The organism is Mycoplasmatota bacterium (assembly GCA_018394295.1).
GTDB lineage: Bacteria > Bacillota_I > Bacilli_A > Haloplasmatales > Haloplasmataceae > JAENYC01.
The window spans coordinates 567,244-588,792 of record CP074573.1; the positions used below are offsets into that span (position 1 = coordinate 567,244).

The window sequence follows — 21,549 nt, forward strand, 5'->3', positions numbered from 1 at the left end:
GGTGATGAATATGGAAAAAAATAAAAATTATAAAATTTGGCATATAGTATCTAAAGTATTGATTTATCTATTTCTTATTGCATTAGCAATATTTATTATAATTCCATTTTATTGGATGATTGTAACTGCTTTAAAGACTAAAGCTGAAGTTGAATTAATTCCACCAACATTATTTCCAAAAGATATTGCTTGGTCTAATTTCTTCAGTAAAACTAAATCAGCTTTTACTTATAATCCACAAGCTCGTTTTGATATATTCTTTAAAAACACAATCATTGTAGCGTTCTTCTCTACATTAGGTACATTAATAACTACAATATTAGCAGCATTTGCCTTTTCTCGCTTATCTTTTAAAGGAAGAGATTTCTTATTTGGTGCATTATTATCAACGATGATGATTCCAGGAGAAATGCTTATCATTACTAACTTCGTTACGGTATCAAACTTTGGTTGGATTAACCAATTTCAAGCGTTGATTATACCATTTATGACAAGTGTGTTCTATATCTTCTTTTTAAGACAAACATTTAAACAAATACCTGATGAACTGTATTATGCTGCGAAAGTAGATGGAACAAGTGACTTTAAATATTTATGGAGAATTATGATACCAATTGGTTCTCCAACAATTGTTACGATTTCAATTCTGAATGCATTAGGTTCATGGAATGCTTATATTTGGCCTAATTTAGTTACAAATGAAGTATCTATGCGTTTAATTACAAATGGTTTAAATACAGCATTTAGTGTTGATGGACGTCCTGCTAGAAATATGCAAATGGCAGCAAGTGCGATTGTAACAATCCCAATATTAATTCTATTTTTACTCTTAAGAAAACAAATTATGCGTGGTGTATCACGAAGTGGTATTAAAGGGTAATAAGTTTTACGAGTATCTCTTGTAGATATTCGTAAACTTATCTATAAATAAGTTATAAATAAATAGGAGGAAAAAATGAAAAAAATTTTTATGATATTAGCAGTGTCATTTGGTTTTATACTTGTTGGTTGTAATGTAACTGTTGATACTGAAGAGACAACAAAACAAACTACAACGACTAAAGATAATACTTCAACAACTGAGGAGACAACAACAGAAGAAACAATGGATACAACCATCACTGGTCCAGTAACTATTTCATTCTGGCATGCTTTTGGTGGAACTAAGGAAGAAATCTTACTTGAGTTAGTGACTGAATTTGTAGAAGAATATCCACAAGTTACAGTAGAACTTTTTAGCCAAGGTGATTATAATGGTCTAAGAGATAAAACAATTCAATCAATTGTTACTGGTAATACACCAACTATGTTACTAGCTTATCCAGATCATATTGCTGATTATTTAACAGGTAATGGTGTTGTTTCGTTAGATTCATATATCAATAACTCTGAAATTGGATTTACCCAAGAAGAAATGGATGATTTCGTTCCAGCTTATTTACAAGAAAATAGACAATTTGATGGTGCAACTTATGGGTTACCATTTAACAAATCAACTGAGGTATTAATTTACAATAAAACATATTTTGATACAAATGGAATTACTGTTCCACAAACTTGGGATGAAGTTAAAACCATATCAGAACAAATTCATACTGATACAAATAAATGGGGATTTGCTTATGATTCATCAGCAAACTTATTTATCACATTGACTCGTCAATGGGGTGGACAATATACTGGTGCTAATGGAGAACTATTATTTAATAATCCACAAACTATAGAAATGTTAGATTATTATTATGATCAACATGAAGCAGGATTATTTACAATTCCAGCTGAATGGGAGCAAAATTATGCTTCTGAACCATTTAAAAACCAAGAAGTTTATATGACAGTTGGTTCAACAGCTGGTATTAAATATAATGTACCTGCAAATGGAGCATTCGAAATTGGTGTAGCGCCTATCCCACAAAAAGATCTTGATAATAAAGCAGTAATCCAACAAGGTACAAATATTTCGATTATGTCTAATGCAACTGATCAAGAAAAATTAGCTGCATGGTTATTAACCAAACATTTAACAAGTAAAGAATCTACAATATCTTGGGCAGAACAAACTGGATATTTACCAGTTAGAATATCTGCTTTAGAAGATGCTGATTATCAAGATTTCTTAAATAATCCAAGTGATGAAGAAAAATATGTTGCATTAGCAGAAAAAGCAGCATTTGAACAAGTAAGTTATATGTTCTATGACCCAGCATTCACTGGTTCATCAAATGCTCGTAATGAAGTAGAAATGGTAGTAGGTAATGTATTATTTGGTGGAATCACTCCAGAAACTGCACTTGAAGATGCAATTTGGAATTTAGAAGGATAATAAAAGATAACCTAAATACAAAATACTTATTTTACATAGGTGGTTAAGATGTTTAATAGAAGAAAATTTTTCATGGCGTTTAGTTCATTAGTATTAGTTGTTTTATTGTATGGTTGTCAAGTAGATAAAAACCAAACAACAACAACTGAACAAACGACAACAACAGAACAAACAACAACAACAGAACAAACAACAACAACAGAGGATAATACCCCTGTAGAGTTGACAACAGATTATACAGATGATTTTAAACTTGAAGCAAGTTATGAAGGTAAGGAATTTATTAAAGATGGTATAGGTGAAGTTACCCTAGACCGATGTGTTGATGGTGATACAGCACATTTTAATAGTAATGGAGAAATATTTAAGGTGCGATTTATTGGAATTGATACACCAGAATCAACTGCAAAATTAGATCCATGGGGAAAAGCCGCTTCACGTTTCACTTGTGAAAAGTTAACCAATGCAGAAACAATTGTTTTACAAAGAGAAGACCAAGTATTAGATTCAACAGGGACTCGTTATTTAGGTTTTGTATGGTATGATGGTAGATTACTTAATCTAGAATTAGTAGAACAAGCTTTCACATCAACAAAAGGTTTATCAGGATCTCCTTATGCGAATGTGTTTTATACAGCTGAATTAGAAACACAACAAACAGGTAGAAGAATTTGGGGAGAAAAAGATCCTGAATATGACTATAGTAATACAGCAGTTCAAGTTACTATTAAAGAATTAAGAGAAAATCAAGAATCTTATTTAGGTAAAAACGTAATGCTATCGGGTGTTATAACGAGGGTACTTGCGACAAATACTTATTGTGCCTTTATAGAACAAGACGGATATGCTGCTTATATTTTTGCAGGATATACACCGATTTACAGTTTGAAAGCAGGCAATGAAGTAAGAATTATCGCAAATGTATCTCAATATAATGGTCTGCTAGAATTATCGAATATAACTAGTAAAAAAATTGAAGTCATTTCAAAAGACAATGTATCTACTCCGAATGTAATTACAATTGATACTATTGTTGAAAATTTAGAATCTACATTAGTTCAAATTAATGATTTAACAGTTAAACGTGTCTATACTTCTAAGAACGGATCATTTAGTGTATATGCAGAAGATACTAATGGTCAAGAAATAAAAATTAGAGTTGATTCAAACTTATATCCAAAGGTAGAAGAATCACAATTTCCAGTAGGTAAGAATTTTGATATTATTGGTAATATTTCTGAATTTACTAATTTAGGAGAAACACCTAATTATCAAATAGCTTTATCTAGTATAAATGATTTAACTTTTAAAAATTAAGTAAGTTCAAATTTAGAAGGAGGAGAAATATGTTTAGAGCCTTAAAAAAATATTCATTTGTTCTTGTCATCGTCTTTTTGTTAGTTCTAACAGCTTGTCAAAATGATGAAAAAACAACTACAACTGAAGAAACTACGACAACAGAACAAACAACAACTGAAGACACAACAACAACAACTGAAGACCCTGAAGTAGCAAAAGTTGCAGAAGCAAAAGCAGCTTTAATACTAGGTGATTTAAGTCAAGTAAAATCTAACTTAACATTACCTACAGCAGGTAGACATGAAACTACAATTACTTGGGTGTCAAGTAATCCAGATGTATTAAGTAATGAAGGTGTTGTTACTAGACCTGAAAATGGTTCTGGTAATGTTCATTTAACATTAACAGCAACAATTACTTTAAATGATGTTACTGATACTAAAGAATTTGACGTTAGAGTAATTGAAGAAGATGCAAAAGTTGGTGGAACAATTGCCAGCGTATTAGATCAATCTAAAGATACAGTTGTAACGATAGATTCAGGTATCGTATTTGCATTAAGAGATAAAGGATACTATGTTTACGATGAAACTGGATTTATGTATATTTATACTGGTGATGCTCCAACGGTTACTGTTGGTGATGCGTTATTAATTCAAGGTACTTTAGATATTTATTATGATCAACCTGAAATTAAAAACGTTACTAAAGCAGATGTAATCAGTTCTGATAATGCAATGCCAACTCCAGTTGAATCTACAATTGCTGATATCGTTGCATTTGATACAAAAGTTAAAACTAATTATTCACAATATTTAACTGTAGTAGGTACAGTTACATTAGATGAAACTAAAGTATATATTACTGATGATAATTCAAATAAAATTAGAGTTTTAGGTGACCCTGAAACTGTAAGTGCATTTGAAGGTAAGAAAGTATCTATCAATGTTGTAATTGATAGTTATCATAGTACTGCTTTAGAATGGCGTATTACATTCGCAAATAATGCAGGTGATATTACAGAAATCAATGTTTCAGATCAAGAAGCTCTTACTAGTGCTGTAAGTAATTTAACACTTGATGATTTAGTATATGGTGATTTATCACTAGCTACAACTTCTGGTGATGTTGCAATTGCATGGACAACTGATAATGCTGATGTTATTACAACTGATGGAACTGTAACTCGCCCTGCACAAGGTGAAAGTGATGTAACAGTTAAATTAACTGCTACGCTTACAATTGGTGATTTAACAGAAACTAAAGAGTTTACTTTAACAGTAAAAGCTTTAAATGTAATCACACTTAATGATGTTATTTCATCAGATTCTGTAGATTATATAGTAGATGTTGAAGGTATTGTATATGGAGTAATTCAACAAGGTTACTTCTTATATGATGGAACAGCAACAATTTATGTATATACAGGTTCAGCTCCAACAGTTGTTAAAGGTGACGAAGTAAGAATAACTGGTGAATATACAATTTACAATGATCAAACAGAAATAATGAATATTGAAAGTACAGTTGCTTTAACAAGTTGTACATACTCATTACCAACTGCTCAAGCTTCTTCAATTGCTGATATAGTAAACTACTTATCTACAGACAAAACTGTCTATGGTAGTTATCTTACTGTAGAAGGTATCGTTACTAAAGAAATATCAGGATCTTATACAAATTGGTATCTTGTTGACGGACAAGGTAACAAAATCATGGTTTATTATAAATCTGAAGTAGATGAAGTAAAAGCGTTTGAAGGTAAAAATATTAGTATCAATGTTATTGTATATAGATATAACAATGATGAATGGCAAGTATCTTTCATCAAAGGTGATACAATTAGTGAAGTTGCTTTAACAGATCAACAACTATTAGATTCAGCTAAACAAAACTTAACATTACCTAGTGAAGATATTACATCTAACGATTTAGTTAATGAATTGGGTGGCGTAACAATTTCATGGGCATCATCAGATGCATCAGTGATAACTATTGATGAAACAACTGGTGTTGTAACTATTAATCGTCCTGCAGCTGGCACACCGAATGCAACGGTTACATTAACTGCTACTCTAACAATTAATGGTTTAACAGATACAAAAGAGTTTACTGTAGTAGTAAAAGCTTTAGATATCCTTACAATTGCAGAAGCAAGAGATGCAGCAGTTGACACAAATATAACTATAAAAGGTATTGTAATTGGTCTTATTGGAAATAACATTTTCTTACAAGACGGAACTGCAGGTATCTATGTTTATGTAGGCGGTACTGCTCAAACAGATTTTGTAGTAGGTAATGAAGTTATAATTTCTGGTACACGCGATGAATACAAAGGATTAATTCAACTAGGTGATGTTACTTCTGTTGAAAAATTTTCTGAAGGAAATACACTTCCTACAGCTACTGAATACACAACGATAGCTGAGTTAATAGCAGCAGACTTACAAAGTCAATTAGTAACATTAAAAGAAGTTACAATTACTGAACTTCCTACAGATTTAACTTATGGTGGAAATATCGTTGTATCTGATGGTACTGATACATATACATTACGTATTGATAAATATTTAAATCCTAAAATTGATGTTACATTATTGAATGTTAAAGATGTGATTACAGTAACTGCACCACTTGGATGCTATAACACATCACAAATTATGTTAAGAACAGATGCTGACATCACAGTTGTTACTGCATATGTTCCAACAGATGCTGAAGTAGTTCAAGCAGCTATTGATTCAGTTTCTATAAGTGCTGAAACAACATCTGATTTATCATTACCAACTGATATTGAAGGTGTTACAGTAGTTTGGTCATCAGATAATGCAGCAATCGATGCATCTGGTGTTGTTACTAGACCTGCAAATGGTGTTGGTGATGTGACAGTTACTTTAACTGCTACATTTACATTAAATGATGAAACTCAAACAATTACATACACTGTTGTTGTTAAAGAAGAAGCTCCAGCTGGTGGTACTGTAGCAACTGATTTATTCTTCTCAGAAATCATTGAAGGTGGAAGTAATAATAAAGCAATTGAAATCTATAATGGGACTGGAAAAAATATTACTGATTTATCAGTATATACAGTAGAACTTTATAGTAATGGTGGAACAACTCCATCACAAACTCTAACATTATCAGGTAGTTTAGCAGCTGGTCAAGTATTTATAATTGGTAATAGTTCTGCTGTTGCAGCAATTAAAGATATCGCAGATGTAGAATCTAATGTTACTTGGTTTAATGGTGACGATGCTTTAGTTTTAAAGAATGATGGAGCAGTTATCGATTCATTTGGTCAATTAGGGGTAGATCCAGGTTCTTCTTGGACAAGTGGTGATGTATCTACTGCTAATATGACATTAGTTAGAAAATCAACTATTTCAAGTGGAGATACAGTAACTGATGATGCATTTGATCCAAGTGTTGAATGGGTAGCTCATCCACAAGATACATTCACAGAATTAGGATCTCATACAATGGAATAAAAAATTAAAACTTAGAAGTCTCTTCGGAGGCTTCTTTTTTTATTATTTATATTAATTTTACTAATCTGATCTATATTTAGAAGTAATTGATAAACAACTGAAAAACTAAATGATAATGATATAAGAAATATAAAGGAAGTTAGCTTTTTGTTGATATTTGACGGATTTCACAATATTGGATATAATTAACAAGCAAATATAAATAAGAGGTAGAAGATATGAAGAAGATTTGTTTAACAATTATATTATCTTTATTACTATTAATATCAGGTTGTACGATTAGTCAAAATACAACCACTAATAGTAGTACTACTACTACTGAAAGTAGTATGACAACAAGTGAACAGACAACAACTACGATACAAGATGATACTATTTCTAATGTGATTAATGTAATTGATTATAATGATAATAGAAGTGTAATTGTAGTAGGAGTGATTACCGCAATTGATGAATGGGGTAACTTCTTTGTACAGGATAGTACAGGAGGAATTTATGTCTCTGGAAGTAATCAACTTGGTTTAACATTAGATAAATCCTTTATTGGAAATGAAGTGAAAATATTAGGTGTTAAAAAAGTTGTAAATGAGATTATCCAAATTGAATTGCAGTCGCTTGATAGTATTGAAACTCTAAATCAACAAGGTGTTATGCCTAATCCACTAATTGTCTCTGATTTTAGTACATTAAACTTATATGAAGGTCGTTTAATTACCTTGATAAATGTTAATATTGGAGAAAAATTAGAAAATGCAACACAGATAAAAAATCAAAATCGATCTGTAATCGCAAGATTTTTTGGTGGTCCTAATGTTTCAAATCGTGATTTTGTTGATGTGACAGGGGTATTTTATCATTCTAGTACAGCTGGTGATTTAATCATTATTAATAATAATGGTGATGTAGTTGAAAGTGTTTATATTACAGATGAAAATAAATTAAATAAAGCTTATAATCAATTTACGATTCCTAATGAAATTACTTTGGATTATTTATTACCAAATAGATACGATGATGAAATTATGATTTCATGGACAACTGACTCTAAAGATGTGTTAATTAAGGATAATTATATAGAAAAACTCAATAATCTAACCACTAATCTTACGATTAACTTGGTTGCTAGAATGTCAATTGGTAGTGAATTATCAATTGAAAAAGAATTTACTGTAAAATTAGTTGAAGAAACTTATTGGAGTTTAGCTTTAACTGAAAACTTCTATTATGATGGTCCTCAATTTCCTACAGAAGACTTAAGTGTTGATTTCTGGAATAGAGGTGGGGGCCTACTAAAAGTTGACTTTATTGGATGTGTAGATGGAGATACTGCCTATTTTTATGTTACTCAACCAGAGGGTTCTAAAGAGCGTGAGACTGTTCGATTCTTCGCAGTTGATACTGAAGAGACCCATCATCCTAAATTAGGAGCTGAAGAATGGGGGTATCCAGCAAGTGATTATACATGTCATATATTAACTAACGGAAGTAATTTTTATCTAGAATCTGATACAGTAGATGGTCCACGAGGTGTTCATGGCAGATTATTAGGATGGATATGGGTAGATGGACAATTACTACAATATAATCTAATTTCTTTAGGTTTAGCTGAAGCAAAATATACCCGTTTTACAGGAGAACCTGCAACCTATGATATTTTACTCGAAGAAGAAGAAGCTGATGCCAAGGCACGTCATGTTGGTAAATGGAGCAATTTACTAGATCCTTACTGGGATTATGAAGAAAATGCTCCAAAAGGTTGGTAAAATTTCTTAATACATGGTATTATATAGTGTTAATAGGATATTTATTTTATTAACACTATATTTATATAAATGGAGGAATTATGGTACAGAAACAAATACTTGATAAAATAAAAGAATATAAGACTATTATTATTCATCATCATGTGAATCCTGACCCGGATTGTATCGGTTCACAATTAGGATTAAAATATATCTTAGAAGCATCATTTGAAGATAAGAATATTTATGCAGTAGGGAAAAACACAGAAAGAACAAAATTCATGGGTTCAATGGATACGATTTCTGATGATCTATACAAAGATGCATTAGTGATTATTGTTGATGTTGGGGATAAAAGAAGAATTGATGATGAGAGATTTATACAAGGAAAAGAAGTGATAAAAATCGACCATCATCCACTTTCAGAAGAATTTTGTGTTATTGAATGGGTAGATACAACTTATGCTGCAGCAACAGAAATGATTATTGATTTATATATTAATAATAAAGAAAAGTTAGTTATGACAGAAGATGCTGCTAAAGTATTATATGCTGGCATGCTAACAGATACAGGACGTTTCTATTACAATAGTGTATCAGAAAGAACATTAAGATATGGTGCTGAAGTTTATCAATTTGGATTCGATAAACAAGACTTATATGCTAACTTATATTATAAATCAATTGAAGAGTTAAAATTCACAGGTTATTTGATGGCTAATTTTCAAGTAACAGAAAATGGACTTGGCTATATGAAAATTACCCAAGAAATATTAGATGAATTTAAAGTACCAACTGATTTTGCATCAGGTATGGTAAATACCCTTGCTAATATTAAAGAAATCATAATGTGGATGTTTTTTACTGATGATAAAGAATTAGGGAAAATTAGAACTAGTTTTCGCTCAAGAGGACCTATTGTTAATAAATTAGCAGCGAAATATGGCGGTGGTGGTCATATTTGGGCGAGCGGAACATTAGCTGATAGTTGGGAAACAGTGGATCAAATTATTCAAGAAGCTGATTTATTGTGTATAGAATTTAAAAAACAGTAAAACTTTAGGGAGAGATAAAATGATTCAAAAACAAATAATTAAGTTAATTGAAGAATATGATACAATTATTATTCATCATCACATTAATCCAGACCCTGATTGTATAGGTTCCCAATTAGGATTAAAATATATGATTAATCATACCTATCCTAATAAATTAGTGTATGCCGTAGGAAATCATGCAGAGAGAACGGAATTTTTAGGGGATTTAGATGATGTATCAGATGATACATATTCTGAGGCTTTAGTAATCATTGTTGATGTAGGTGACAAAGCAAGAATTGATGATAATCGCTTTTTAAATGGGAAAGCACTGATTAAAATTGATCATCATCCACAAACTGAAGTTTTCGCTGATATTGAATGGGTAGATACCTCATTTGCTTCTGTCACTGAAATGATAATTGATCTCTATCTTCGTAGCAATAAAAAACTAAAAATGACGGAAGAAGCTGCTAGAGTACTATATGCTGGTACATTAACTGATACTGGAAGATTTTATCATAGTAATGTAACAGCTCGTTCACTTAAATACGGTGCTGAATTATACCAATACAACTTTGATAAACAAGCTTTATATGCTGATATCTATTATCAATCAATTGAAGAATTAAAGTTTAAAGGCTATATATTAAATCGTTTTAGTCATACAACAAATGGATTAGGTTTTATGAAACTAAATGATGAATTATTAGAAACGTTTAATATCAAACCAGAATATGCTTCATCAGAAGTAAATGTTTTAGCGAACATTAAAGAAATTATTACCTGGATTTTCTTTATTGAATATAAAGAAACAGGTAAAATTAGAGTTGAATTTCGCTCAAGAGGACCAATTGTTAATGGTCTTGCTAAAAAATATGGTGGCGGTGGTCACAATTGGGCAAGTGGTGCTCTAGTTGATTCTTGGGAAAAAGTCGATAATATTATTAAAGATGCTGATGAAATTTGTTTTGATTTTACCCATTCTGGGGAATAATTGTTTATTAATAAAAAAGAGAGTGATTTTTAGTAATCACTCTCTTTATTTATGCATAAACTTATATATATAACGATTAATTTGTTGAACATGTTCTATAGGAGGGAAATATGAAAATAAAAGAGATTTGTGAAATAAGTTCTCGTGGTATTTTATTTACTTATGAATTTGGAGATTCAGTGTATTTAATAAATACACAAGATAAACTCATTTTATGTGATACTAGTGAAGGTAAAAAGGAAATGGAGTATGTCAAACAATATATTAAAGATAAAGAAATTTCTCATAAACCACTCTTCATTTTTAATTCACATTCTGATTGGGATCATATTAGGGGAAACGACTCATTTATAAATCCTTATATTATTGGTCATACTACTTGTCGAGAACGAATAAAAGAAAGAGCTGATTTAGATTTAGAAATATTTCCTCATTCTCCTGATAACAATATTGAAATTAAATTACCTAATATTACGTTTCAAGAGAGATTAGTTTTTGAAGAAGATGATATTGAATTTATTTATACACCAGGGCATACCGTTTGTTCTGCTACTTGTTATGACCATAAAGACAAAGTGATGTATGTAGGTGATTTAATGGAATATCCAATACCAGTTATAAATAGTTTATACCTAGAAGCATACATTCAATCATTAGAAACCATTAAACGATTAAGTCCTCAAATCATAATTACCAGTCATTCTAAAATTGTTTCAAATGATTTAATTGATAAACATATAAATTATTTACAGGATGTTTTGTCTGGAAAATACTTAACCTCCATAAGTGAAATTGCTCCCATTAGACATGGACTTAATCTCAAAAATTTGTTAATATTAAAATACGATGAAAAAGTGAAAGAAAAATTAGGGTATCAATTTGAATATAAATCATATAAATTGCATTTATGGGACTATATAAGTACTAAACACAAATTTCAGTATAAACAACTGTGGGATATTTCAGATATAAGTATACATGATTTAAAACAAGATTTAGAAGAGTACCTAGAAAATATCCAGGAAAATTCTGAATTATATTATAGAAAGAGTAATCAACAAGACCAATGGTCTTAATTTAAATAGCTTAAACGAAGAGTGGAATTGATATGAATTGGATTAATGTAATTTTTTTATTAATAATTATATTTCTATTAATGTTTTTATATACATTTATTGAACGGTATTGGATACAAATAAAGCATTATAAGATTAAGATGAGGAAGAAATCATTTGCTGGGTTCAAAATCGTTTTTTTAAGTGATATCCATCATTCTAAAATCGTGACAAAAAGATATATCAAAAATATTGTTGAAAAAGTAAATGAACTAAAACCTGATATAATTATATTAGGTGGCGATTATGTAAGTAGTGAATTAAAATATGTTGGACCTGTATTTGATGAATTAAAGCGATTGAATGCTTCAAAAGGTGTTTATGGAGTCTTAGGTAATCATGATATTTATGTGTCTAAAGATAAGGTTTTAACTGCGATGAAAAACGCCAATATTAAACCATTAGATAATCAGTCTTATTGGATTAATCATCTAAATGATCACATTAAATTAGGTGGGGTTTCAGATTTTTTATATGATAAACCTGATATATCTAATACGATTAGTGATGTTTCATCAGATGATTTTGTTATTTTAGTTTCACATAATCCTGATTATATAGAAGAAATTAAAAATTATCCAATTGATTTAATGTTAAGTGGGCACACACATGGTGGGCAAGTTACTATTTTTGGAATGTATGCTCCTTATATTCCTTCGAATTATCATCAAAAATTTCGTTCTGGTTTAAAGACAATAAATGAGATAAAACTCATCATTACCAACGGAGTAGGGGTTGTGGGGTTACCAATTCGTTTTTTTGCCAGACCCCAAATTGTGATGATTGAATTAAAAAATTAATTTTATATCCTTTCATAATCCAAAAAATAATACACATGAATTCATGTGTATTATTTTTTTAGATTGAGGATGAAATATAGAGATATAACATTTATATTTAAATAATATAATAATCATTAAACTCATCTATGGTGTTGATTGAATTGACCAATCTTGTTTAATAAATGATTCATAATTTCTGTCTTCATTTCATCAATTGAAGCATCTAAATCTATATCTGATAAAATCATGTGTCTAATCATTTCTTGTCTTTCAACAGATAATCTATTCCAAATCTCAAGATCTAATTCAGAGACGACATTATTGAATAAGTCAATCACTTCTTGTTCAATGATAAATTCATGATCATCTTTATGTTGGTGACTACGTTCTTGATATCGGTCTTTATATTGATTTAGGTTATCAAATAAATCTGCATGTTCTTTCCCTAACTCTTCTTTTATTACATCAGTAATTTGTTTAAGAATTTCATCATATTCTTCTATGTCAAATTCGCCATTTTCAATTTGTTCATTAATTCTAGTTTGTATAATTTCAATTTGTTCATCAGTTAAAGTAATACCAATAAATTGTAGTCTTTGAATAACTTTATCGATTGTTACATTAACAGTTTCTTGTGGATTTCCTAATAAGCAACTTATTACTTCAATGGTTTCTTCACTTAATTGACTAGTATCTATAAGTGATAGGTCTATAGAAACTAATTTATCTTGTAACTCTGTTTTAATGTATTTTGTTATTTCTAATTTCATTTGTTCGTAGTCATTTCGATTTAATTCATTTTCTTCAATTTTAGTAATAATAGCTTCTTTCATATCATTGACTTGTGATACTATTGTTTCTTTGTCTTCAATGGAAATAAATTCTTGTTCAACAAGTATATCTAAAACTTCTAGATGAAGAGTTGTTTTATTGTTAATTAGTACTATGATTTCATTTTTTCTTTCTTCTAGTCGATTGTTAATATTTTCTTTAACTCTGTTTTGGATTTCTTCTCGTCGTTGTTGAACTTGTTCTTTGATTTCATCTTTACGATCTTGTATCATATCTATAATACGAGTTCTCATTTCATCTCTTACAGTGTCGCGATATTCTTTTATCTGTGTCATAACCTCTTCTTCTGTTATATATAACTCAGTTGCTAGTTTAGAAAAGTCTATTTCACCTAAATCATTATAAATATCTAACATTTTTAAATCTTCAATTGTTTTCCCAGTTATTGTTGATATACAGTTTAATTTTAAAATCTCTCCATAACCATAACCTTGCTCTTTTAAAGCATCAATCTCATCATTTGTTAATCCTGATGCTATAGCAGTTAAATACGTTTTATTTTTAATCTCACTTATCTTAGCTTTTATTTCAGTGCTTATTTTTTCTTTTACTTTGTTTTTTAAAGCTTCGTCAGTATCTACTGTATGATTTAAACGGTCATGTAATTTTAACTTAGTTTTTTCAGATATTTTATTTTTAAAAATTAAGGTATTCATTTTTTTGTTTGCCTGATTTATTTTATCACTATAATCATCAAGAAGTTTATCTACATATTTAGTTACCTTATCTTCTGGTAGATCATTTAATTCACTCATTCTTTCTTCAGCGAACTTTAATAATAAATCAGCTTTTTTTGCTTCGTCTTTTGTTAACCATAATCGGATATTTTCAAAACCCCTATCTAGAAAATAAATTGGACTATCAGGATTTATTCCTGCTTCAATCTCTATTTTTATCTCGCTATTATTTTCTGAATCTTGTGTTTCAGTTGTTGATTCTTGATTAGCACTAACACTTAACCCACCAGTTAAAAATAAACTACCGATTAGTAGACTAATAAATAATTTTTTCATGATTATTCCTCCACTCTATTTTATAGTTTCATTTTAGTGAATAAGAGTGATGATTAGGTGATGAAATAGTGTTTATTTTGTGATAAATAAATTGTGTATTAATATAATAATAATTGAAGGAGATAATTGGAGGGATTATTATCGATTACTATCAATATGGTAATACAGGTAAAGAAGTAAAGAAAATTCAATCTTTATTAGATAAATTAGATTATGAACTTAAAGTTGATGGTATTTATGGAAAAAAAACAAAAGATGCGGTAATTCTATATCAAGTGAATAAGCAGTTAACAATTGATGGAATAGTTGGACCTGAAACATTAGAGCATTTGTTAATTGATAATGGAGTAAAAAAGGATGTAGCATATATTAATAGTCGTGATTTTTATAGTCAAACAGATTATCTAATTTATTCTAATTTAGAGAAACATTTAGTATCAATTTTTAAAGGCTCTAATAAAAGTTGGGAACTTATTAAAACATATTTAGCAACCATCGGGAAACCTTCTACACCAACAATTAAAGGGATATTTACAATAAAAGCAAAAGGTCCTGGATATGGAGGGATTAAAAACGGATTTAAAGTGAAATGGTATACACAATTTTATCGTAATTATTTATTTCATTCGATATTATTTAATTTAAATGGGACAGTTTTTGATGATAGATTGGGGATGGATTTATCTGATGGATGTATTCGTTTAAAAGCAGAAGATGCTAAATATATATATGATAAAATACCCTATGGTACTTTAGTCATCATACAATAGAAACTTGTGATGACAACTCAAGTCACAAAATTAATAGCTACATTTCTCTTAATGCATTTAAAATCTCACTTAAAATTTTGGATTCTACGTAGCTTTTTATTATATATTTATATTCTAAATTCTCTTATTTTTACTATTATAAATTCAAACATTCCGTTAATAAAAAACAGTGTAGTACAAAATCGGAAGTGAAAAATGGATTAATCAAAGTCTAGCAATTTGCTGAGTATTAACTTTAAAACATCTATTAATAATAGTAAAAAAAATAATAGGATGGCTCAATTGTCATCCTATTTTAACTAGTATAATTTTATATTCTGTTATTGAATTAATATTTATCGGTGCTATATATTCTTTATTAAAGCCCATTTTTACTAGTTTTATAATTATATTAGTAATTAATCTAATTAAAACTGGCTCTCTTATAGATAATACTAAAAAATAGTTGTTGTTTTGATTTAACTTTTTTATTTACCTTAATTAAATAAAAAAGCTCATTGAAATTAATTAGATTTCATATGAGTTTTATAAGTGTTAATTATCCAATTTGAGTAATAAAGATTTTCAACTAAAGTATGGTGTTAAAAATACTAATTTATAAACGATTTATCTTTGTTCTAATGTTTGTCTAGCATCAATTATGACGAATAATTCATATATTGTAATAATATATATTAATATACTATAGATAATGGTTGGTAAAACCATAATGGCAGGAACTGAAGTAATAATCGTATAAAATAGGATTAAAAAACAAAGATTTTTGCTTCTTTCAGCTAATCCATTATAACCAAACTTCGAAGCATTTTCGTGAATTCCATAATATAATAATAAAGCAAAAATTGAGTAAATGATAGAATAATCCTTAAACGGAAGTAAAAATAAAATATAGTTAAAGTTAGATGTCAGTATGTGAATGAGAATTGAATCTTTATTAATCAAGTAAAAGATAGAATCAATAAATAGAAATGATGAAAAGAGTAATAAAATAAAAACAGGAATCATCGCTAGCTTAAATTTAAAATTAAATTGCCGTATGAGGTATAATCCATAAATAATAAATGCATATCCTAAAAAATCTGGTAAAATATCTAATCCAAAAATATTAATCGGTAGTAAAAATATTAATCCAATTAAAATCCATTTAAATTCCATGTATTTGCTCCTTTATTTTTATAATATTATAACATATTTTTTTTGTTTTTTATCTTTTTTAATAAATAATTTTGAAATGAGGAAAGATATGAAACGTCCATTAATTCTAGCCCTAATATTACTTTCTATTGATCAATGCTTAAAAACATTTTTTCAATTATCAGGCGTAGAGTATGTATCTTCAATTAATTTTGGTTTCACTTATGCTGTTAATTATGCTTTATGGATAAATCCTAATATAACAAGTGATTTAATTTTTCTCCTTTTTGTTTATGCAGTTATAATATGGTGTTTAGTAATTAGTTTATTAAAGAGATATCAAAAAAGATATAGAAAAAGTATAATTGTTGATTTAGCTTTTGCATTTTATACGGTTGGAATATTAGGGAATATGATTGATAAAATTATATTTGGATATATTAGAGATTTTATATTAACACCTGTTGCAATCTGTAATTTAGCTGATATATGTGGATTCATTGGATTATTTACATTTTTATTAGAATTTCTATTTTATCCTAAGTCGAGGGAATTATTGAAATTTAAATAATATATTTTAATAAGTTGAAAACGAGAATAATTCTCGTTTTTTTTTATATTTGATTGAAAATCAGTTTATAATATTGTCGAAATATATTAATAATTGAAAATATATCTTATATAGTTTTAATATTTATGGTAAAATTACAATGAAATGATAAAGAGGGTAGGAGGTTTTAAAAATTGAAGGATACATTATGTATTAAGGACGTTAATAAATATTATGGTAATTTTCAGGCATTAAATAACATTAATTTAAAAATTGATGAGGGTGAGTTTGTTGCTATTTTAGGAGAGTCTGGTAGTGGGAAATCAACTTTATTAAATGTTATCAGTGGATTAGATAAATTAGATTCTGGTGAAATTACGATAAACGGCATTACAACAAGAGATTTTTCACAAAAAGAATGGGCTATTTATCGAAATCATTATGTTGGTTTTATATTTCAAGAATACAATTTAATTGACCATTTATCAGTTGTTGAAAATGTTGAATTACCTCTATTACTACAAGGTGAAAATGCCTCAGAGGCACGTAAAAAAGCAATTGAAAAATGTAAATTATTAGGCTTAGGAAATCATACGCATAAATTACCAAAAAAAATATCTGGTGGGCAACAACAAAGAACCGCAATCGCTCGAGCACTTGTCACAGAACCAAAAGTAATTTTAGCGGACGAACCGACTGGGGCCTTAGATAGTGAGAATGCGACAATTATTTTAGATATTTTAAAAGTATTATCAAAAGACCACATTGTTTTACTAGTAACACATGATGAGGAATTTGCTCAAAAATATGCAACGAGAATCGTTACATTAGAAGATGGAGAAATTATTTCTGATTCACAATTTAAAGAAATGAATTATGAAAATACTTCAAATTTAGATTTAAAACGACCAAATATGAAATTGAAAGTATCTTGGAAATTTGCTCGTAATAATTTAAAGAAAAGGGTAATTAGAACGTTATTTACCTCACTGACCATGTCATTTGGGTTAATCGCTATTTTCTTAATTATGTTCTTAGTTAATGGTATTCGTACAGAAGTTACGGATATAATTGAAAAAATTATACCTAAGGATCAATACTATGTTAAATCTGAAATTAAAAGTGCTGAAATAACTAACGAAGAGGTTTTAACTGTTCAAGATCAATCAATTGTTAGTGAGGCTTTCTTCCAAACATCTTTAAGACCTTTGGTAAATGTTCCAATTAGTGATGAAAATTCTTATTATCCGGTAGAAAATTATACATTAAATTCGATTCCGACATTAGAGAAAAACTTTTATTATCGTCGTAATCTAATTGGCAATTATCCTAAACATGAGAATGAAATTATCATTACTTCAGAACTTGCCGAACAAATATTAGGATTTTCTATCAATGAAAAAGATTTGAAAAAAGCATTATTTCATATTCAATCAAAGAACAAAAACTTATTAGTTGAAAGAATATCAACTGACTCTACAATTAATGAATCATTTTCTATAGTGGGTATTGTTTATAGTAATCAACGGATAGCTTATGTTTTACATACTAAAATAGATAAATTAAAAGAGGATATCTCTGAAGATGATATTAACCTTTATTATGGTTATTCTCTAGAGAATAAGACAAGTTTAACAGTTTATTTAAACACAGATGATAATAAGAAAATAGATCACTTAGATGAACTACTAAGGAATAATGGACTTGTTTTAAGTAACCCTGTGAAAATGATTTATCGTTCAATTAACAATTTCTTTGATACTGTTTTATATATTTTATTAGGTACTGCATCTGTCTCATTAGTCGTTTCAGGTATTTTGGTGGGGTTAATGATTTATATCTCAGTAATTGAAAGAATAAAAGAAATTGGTATTTTAACTTCACTTGGAGCTAGAAGGTCAAATATACGACATTTGTTTATTTTTGAATCAGCATTTATTGGCTTCTTAAGTTCATTAATTGCAGGTGCTTTTTCAGTATTAATAACTTTGATAATTAATGAGATATTTAATAGAACTATAGGAAGTCTATTTAGATTGTTTAAAGTAGAAATATTTGATACATTTAAATTACTTCATATTAATGTCCTATCGATAGTGATTGTATTTGGTATTTCTATTATTTATTCAATTCTATGTGGATTGATTCCTGCCTATTTAGCTTCTAGATTGAATGCCGTAGAAGCACTAAGAAGAGAATAAGGGGTGATATTATGATTAAATTAGTTGGAATACATAAAATATATGAAGATAATAACATTGGTTTTTTAGCATTAAAAGATGTGAGTTTAGATTTTAAGGATGATCATTTTGTTTGTGTATTAGGAAAATCTGGTTCAGGAAAAACAACTTTATTAAATATTATTGGTGGATTAGACACTCCTAGTACTGGGCATATGGTCATTAATGGTGAACTGACCACTAAGTTTAATAAAACACAATGGGATTATTTCAGAAATTATAAGATAGGGTTTATCTTTCAGAATTTTAGTTTGATTGAGCATTTAACGGTTTTAGATAATGTAATGTTATCAATTAAACTACAAGGAGTTAAGGAAGAGGAAGCAAGAAATAGAGCAAAAGATATGTTAAAACGTGTTCATATATTGGACCAAGCAGATAAATTACCAAAAAAATTATCCGGTGGACAAAGACAACGAGTTGCTATTGCTAGAGCTTTAGTGAATAATCCAGATGTAATATTAGCGGATGAACCAACTGGTAATTTAGATAAGAAAACATCAAAAGAAGTATTAGAATTATTAAAAGAAATAAGTCAAGATAAATTAGTTATTATGGTAACACATAGTAAAAAAATTGCTAATAAATATGCTGATAGAATTATTGAATTAAAAGATGGTATTGTATTAAGTGATACGAAACCGTATTTAAATGAACGAGTACATATTTTAAAGCCTAATATAAAGCATACAACTTTTAGATTTACTGATAAAATAAAACACGCGATAAAAAATATAAGAATGAAGAAGTGGCGTTCATTTTTACTTGCATTAGGATTAGCTATAGGTGTTACTAGTTACGTTTTAATAGATGGCATATCTAATGGGATTAAAATTAATGTTAAAAAGCATTTAGTAGGTCAAGTTAGTTCTCCAGATTTAAGTTTTCATGTTGATGGAACACAATTAAACAGTTTAGATAAAGATGCAGATGAGTATGTTGATTACCTATTAGCAAATGATGATATTAAAGCAGTTCGATATGATAAAAACCTATATGCTAATATAATAGAAGTTAATGGAAAGAAGCTTTCATTTCAACAAGATTCATTAACCTATAAATTCACTAATTTAAAAGATGAAGAATTAAGATTAATAGGAAAACCTTATGGTGATGGTACTTGGCCATCAAAAAATAATGAAATCTTATTATCTTATTCATATGCATCTAGTCTATATGAAATAGACAATATTAAGACTTTATGGAGTAAATTAAAAGGAGCTAATATTACAATCGCAAGTGATTATTATTATCAATTTCCTTATGAGATATATGATTTTAATAGTGAAATTTTTCAGTCCTATCCTTATATAGATGAAGAAACAGAACCAATGGGTTATGATCAAGAAAAATTTGGTAGTTATTCACAGCAAGTTGCTACCCAAATGAATTACTATAATCAGTTACTCATTCGTGATAATAATATATACTTTTGTACTGATTATGATTTGTTGAAAAATTATTATTCAAGTGAAGTTAAAGATTCAAAAGTATATTATGTCGTAGGTATAAATGATTCTACCCAAATTAATAGTTCTATTATTACAAAAGAAGAATACTGGAATTTACCTAGTTCATATAGGGGTCATGGTGAAAATATTCTACATATTTTCGATGTTTATTTAACTGAACATGGCAAAAATCATACTTTTGAAATGAATGTAAAATATCCTGAGGCAAGGATTGTAGGTGTTCCAAATAACCTAAATAATACATCCATGGCGATTGATATATTCGTTGGTATAGTACAATTTATTATTAGTTTAATTCTTATTGTATCTGTTGTCACTGCCAGTTTTATGTTACTAATGGTTTTATTAATTTCTGTCATGGAACGTAGTCGTGAAATAGGAATATTACGGTCTCTAGGGGCTACACGAAGTGATATTCTTGCTGTATTTGTTTCTGAGAGTGCCGTTATTGGCTTCTATGCAGGGATATTAGGTATTATATTATCCATAGTCCTTACATTCGGTGGTAATCTATTTATTAGATATCAATATAAAAATATTTTAGAAGAAACGTTTAATCACTCAAATATCAATCTCATTGTATTAAAACCAATTTCTTGTATAATTGCTGTTATAATATGTATTTTATTAGCAATGATATTTGGTTTATTTCCTGCGATTAAAGCAAGTAAAAAAACGCCAATCAATGCTTTAAAACGATTATAAGAAGAAAAGAAACGCATCAATTGATGC

The 21,549-nt window shown here is 28.7% G+C and carries 15 protein-coding genes; 13 read left to right on the top strand and 2 right to left on the bottom strand.

Annotation, left to right across the window (positions count from 1 at the left end; all coding sequences use genetic code 11):
- Positions 1-10: 10 nt before the first annotated feature.
- The 9 genes from KHQ81_02360 (at position 11) to KHQ81_02400 (ending at position 12,804) form a co-directional block, all read left to right on the top strand.
- On the top strand, positions 11-880 hold the full coding sequence (locus KHQ81_02360; GenBank protein QVK18579.1) for a carbohydrate ABC transporter permease: 870 nt from the start codon (positions 11-13) through the stop codon (positions 878-880).
- Between the two features lie 75 nt (positions 881-955).
- Positions 956-2,323, top strand: coding sequence for an ABC transporter substrate-binding protein (locus tag KHQ81_02365; protein QVK18580.1), 1,368 nt, complete (start codon positions 956-958; stop codon positions 2,321-2,323).
- 48 nt (positions 2,324-2,371) lie between these two features.
- On the top strand, positions 2,372-3,640 hold the full coding sequence (locus KHQ81_02370) for a thermonuclease family protein (protein QVK18581.1): 1,269 nt from the start codon (positions 2,372-2,374) through the stop codon (positions 3,638-3,640).
- 29 nt (positions 3,641-3,669) lie between these two features.
- Positions 3,670-7,113, top strand: a complete 3,444-nt coding sequence (locus tag KHQ81_02375; GenBank protein ID QVK18582.1) for a lamin tail domain-containing protein — start codon at positions 3,670-3,672, stop codon at positions 7,111-7,113.
- A gap of 218 nt (positions 7,114-7,331) precedes the next feature.
- Positions 7,332-8,876 (top strand): thermonuclease family protein, encoded by a 1,545-nt coding sequence (locus KHQ81_02380; protein ID QVK18583.1) that lies wholly within the window; start codon positions 7,332-7,334, stop codon positions 8,874-8,876.
- An 80-nt stretch (positions 8,877-8,956) separates the two neighbouring features.
- Positions 8,957-9,910: a bifunctional oligoribonuclease/PAP phosphatase NrnA gene (locus KHQ81_02385; GenBank protein ID QVK18584.1), complete on the top strand. Its 954-nt coding sequence runs from the start codon at positions 8,957-8,959 to the stop codon at positions 9,908-9,910.
- A 19-nt stretch (positions 9,911-9,929) separates the two neighbouring features.
- Positions 9,930-10,889 carry a bifunctional oligoribonuclease/PAP phosphatase NrnA gene (locus KHQ81_02390; protein ID QVK18585.1) on the top strand — a complete coding sequence of 320 codons (960 nt, stop codon included), beginning with the start codon at positions 9,930-9,932 and terminating at the stop codon, positions 10,887-10,889.
- Between the two features lie 110 nt (positions 10,890-10,999).
- Positions 11,000-11,965: an MBL fold metallo-hydrolase gene (locus KHQ81_02395; protein QVK18586.1), complete on the top strand. Its 966-nt coding sequence runs from the start codon at positions 11,000-11,002 to the stop codon at positions 11,963-11,965.
- A 32-nt stretch (positions 11,966-11,997) separates the two neighbouring features.
- A complete protein-coding gene (locus KHQ81_02400) occupies positions 11,998-12,804 on the top strand; it encodes a metallophosphoesterase (protein QVK18587.1) in 807 nt (268 codons plus the stop codon).
- 122 nt (positions 12,805-12,926) lie between these two features.
- On the opposite strand, the gene KHQ81_02405 is transcribed toward KHQ81_02400, so the two are convergent.
- The gene (locus KHQ81_02405) at positions 12,927-14,651 is read right to left on the bottom strand and encodes a hypothetical protein (protein ID QVK18588.1); all 1,725 of its coding nucleotides are present in this window, start codon (positions 14,649-14,651) and stop codon (positions 12,927-12,929) included.
- Positions 14,652-14,764: 113 nt separating this feature from the next.
- On the opposite strand from KHQ81_02405, the gene KHQ81_02410 reads away from it, so the two are divergent.
- Entirely contained in the window at positions 14,765-15,421 is a 657-nt protein-coding gene (locus KHQ81_02410) for a peptidoglycan-binding protein (protein ID QVK18589.1), read from the top strand.
- A gap of 606 nt (positions 15,422-16,027) precedes the next feature.
- Here KHQ81_02410 and KHQ81_02415 read toward each other — a convergent pair.
- Positions 16,028-16,576 carry a hypothetical protein gene (locus tag KHQ81_02415; GenBank protein ID QVK18590.1) on the bottom strand — a complete coding sequence of 183 codons (549 nt, stop codon included), beginning with the start codon at positions 16,574-16,576 and terminating at the stop codon, positions 16,028-16,030.
- Positions 16,577-16,664: 88 nt separating this feature from the next.
- On the opposite strand from KHQ81_02415, the gene KHQ81_02420 reads away from it, so the two are divergent.
- The 3 genes from KHQ81_02420 to KHQ81_02430 all read left to right on the top strand — a co-directional run bounded on the left by KHQ81_02420 (position 16,665) and on the right by KHQ81_02430 (position 21,522).
- Positions 16,665-17,126, top strand: a complete 462-nt coding sequence (locus KHQ81_02420) for a signal peptidase II (GenBank protein QVK18591.1) — start codon at positions 16,665-16,667, stop codon at positions 17,124-17,126.
- Positions 17,127-17,299: 173 nt separating this feature from the next.
- The gene (locus tag KHQ81_02425; GenBank protein QVK18592.1) at positions 17,300-19,306 is read left to right on the top strand and encodes an ATP-binding cassette domain-containing protein; all 2,007 of its coding nucleotides are present in this window, start codon (positions 17,300-17,302) and stop codon (positions 19,304-19,306) included.
- A gap of 11 nt (positions 19,307-19,317) precedes the next feature.
- Positions 19,318-21,522 carry an ATP-binding cassette domain-containing protein gene (locus KHQ81_02430; protein ID QVK18593.1) on the top strand — a complete coding sequence of 735 codons (2,205 nt, stop codon included), beginning with the start codon at positions 19,318-19,320 and terminating at the stop codon, positions 21,520-21,522.
- Positions 21,523-21,549: the final 27 nt, after the last annotated feature.

Coding starts and splice junctions, on each gene's coding strand:
- KHQ81_02395 (QVK18586.1), top strand. CDS start 11,000: ATGAAAATAAAAGAGATTTGTGAAATAAGTTCTCGTGGTATTTTATTT.
- KHQ81_02375 (QVK18582.1), top strand. CDS start 3,670: ATGTTTAGAGCCTTAAAAAAATATTCATTTGTTCTTGTCATCGTCTTT.
- KHQ81_02430 (QVK18593.1), top strand. CDS start 19,318: ATGATTAAATTAGTTGGAATACATAAAATATATGAAGATAATAACATT.
- KHQ81_02360 (QVK18579.1), top strand. CDS start 11: ATGGAAAAAAATAAAAATTATAAAATTTGGCATATAGTATCTAAAGTA.
- KHQ81_02405 (QVK18588.1), bottom strand. CDS start 14,651: ATGAAAAAATTATTTATTAGTCTACTAATCGGTAGTTTATTTTTAACT.
- KHQ81_02370 (QVK18581.1), top strand. CDS start 2,372: ATGTTTAATAGAAGAAAATTTTTCATGGCGTTTAGTTCATTAGTATTA.
- KHQ81_02390 (QVK18585.1), top strand. CDS start 9,930: ATGATTCAAAAACAAATAATTAAGTTAATTGAAGAATATGATACAATT.
- KHQ81_02400 (QVK18587.1), top strand. CDS start 11,998: ATGAATTGGATTAATGTAATTTTTTTATTAATAATTATATTTCTATTA.
- KHQ81_02420 (QVK18591.1), top strand. CDS start 16,665: ATGAAACGTCCATTAATTCTAGCCCTAATATTACTTTCTATTGATCAA.
- KHQ81_02415 (QVK18590.1), bottom strand. CDS start 16,576: ATGGAATTTAAATGGATTTTAATTGGATTAATATTTTTACTACCGATT.
- KHQ81_02385 (QVK18584.1), top strand. CDS start 8,957: ATGGTACAGAAACAAATACTTGATAAAATAAAAGAATATAAGACTATT.
- KHQ81_02380 (QVK18583.1), top strand. CDS start 7,332: ATGAAGAAGATTTGTTTAACAATTATATTATCTTTATTACTATTAATA.
- KHQ81_02365 (QVK18580.1), top strand. CDS start 956: ATGAAAAAAATTTTTATGATATTAGCAGTGTCATTTGGTTTTATACTT.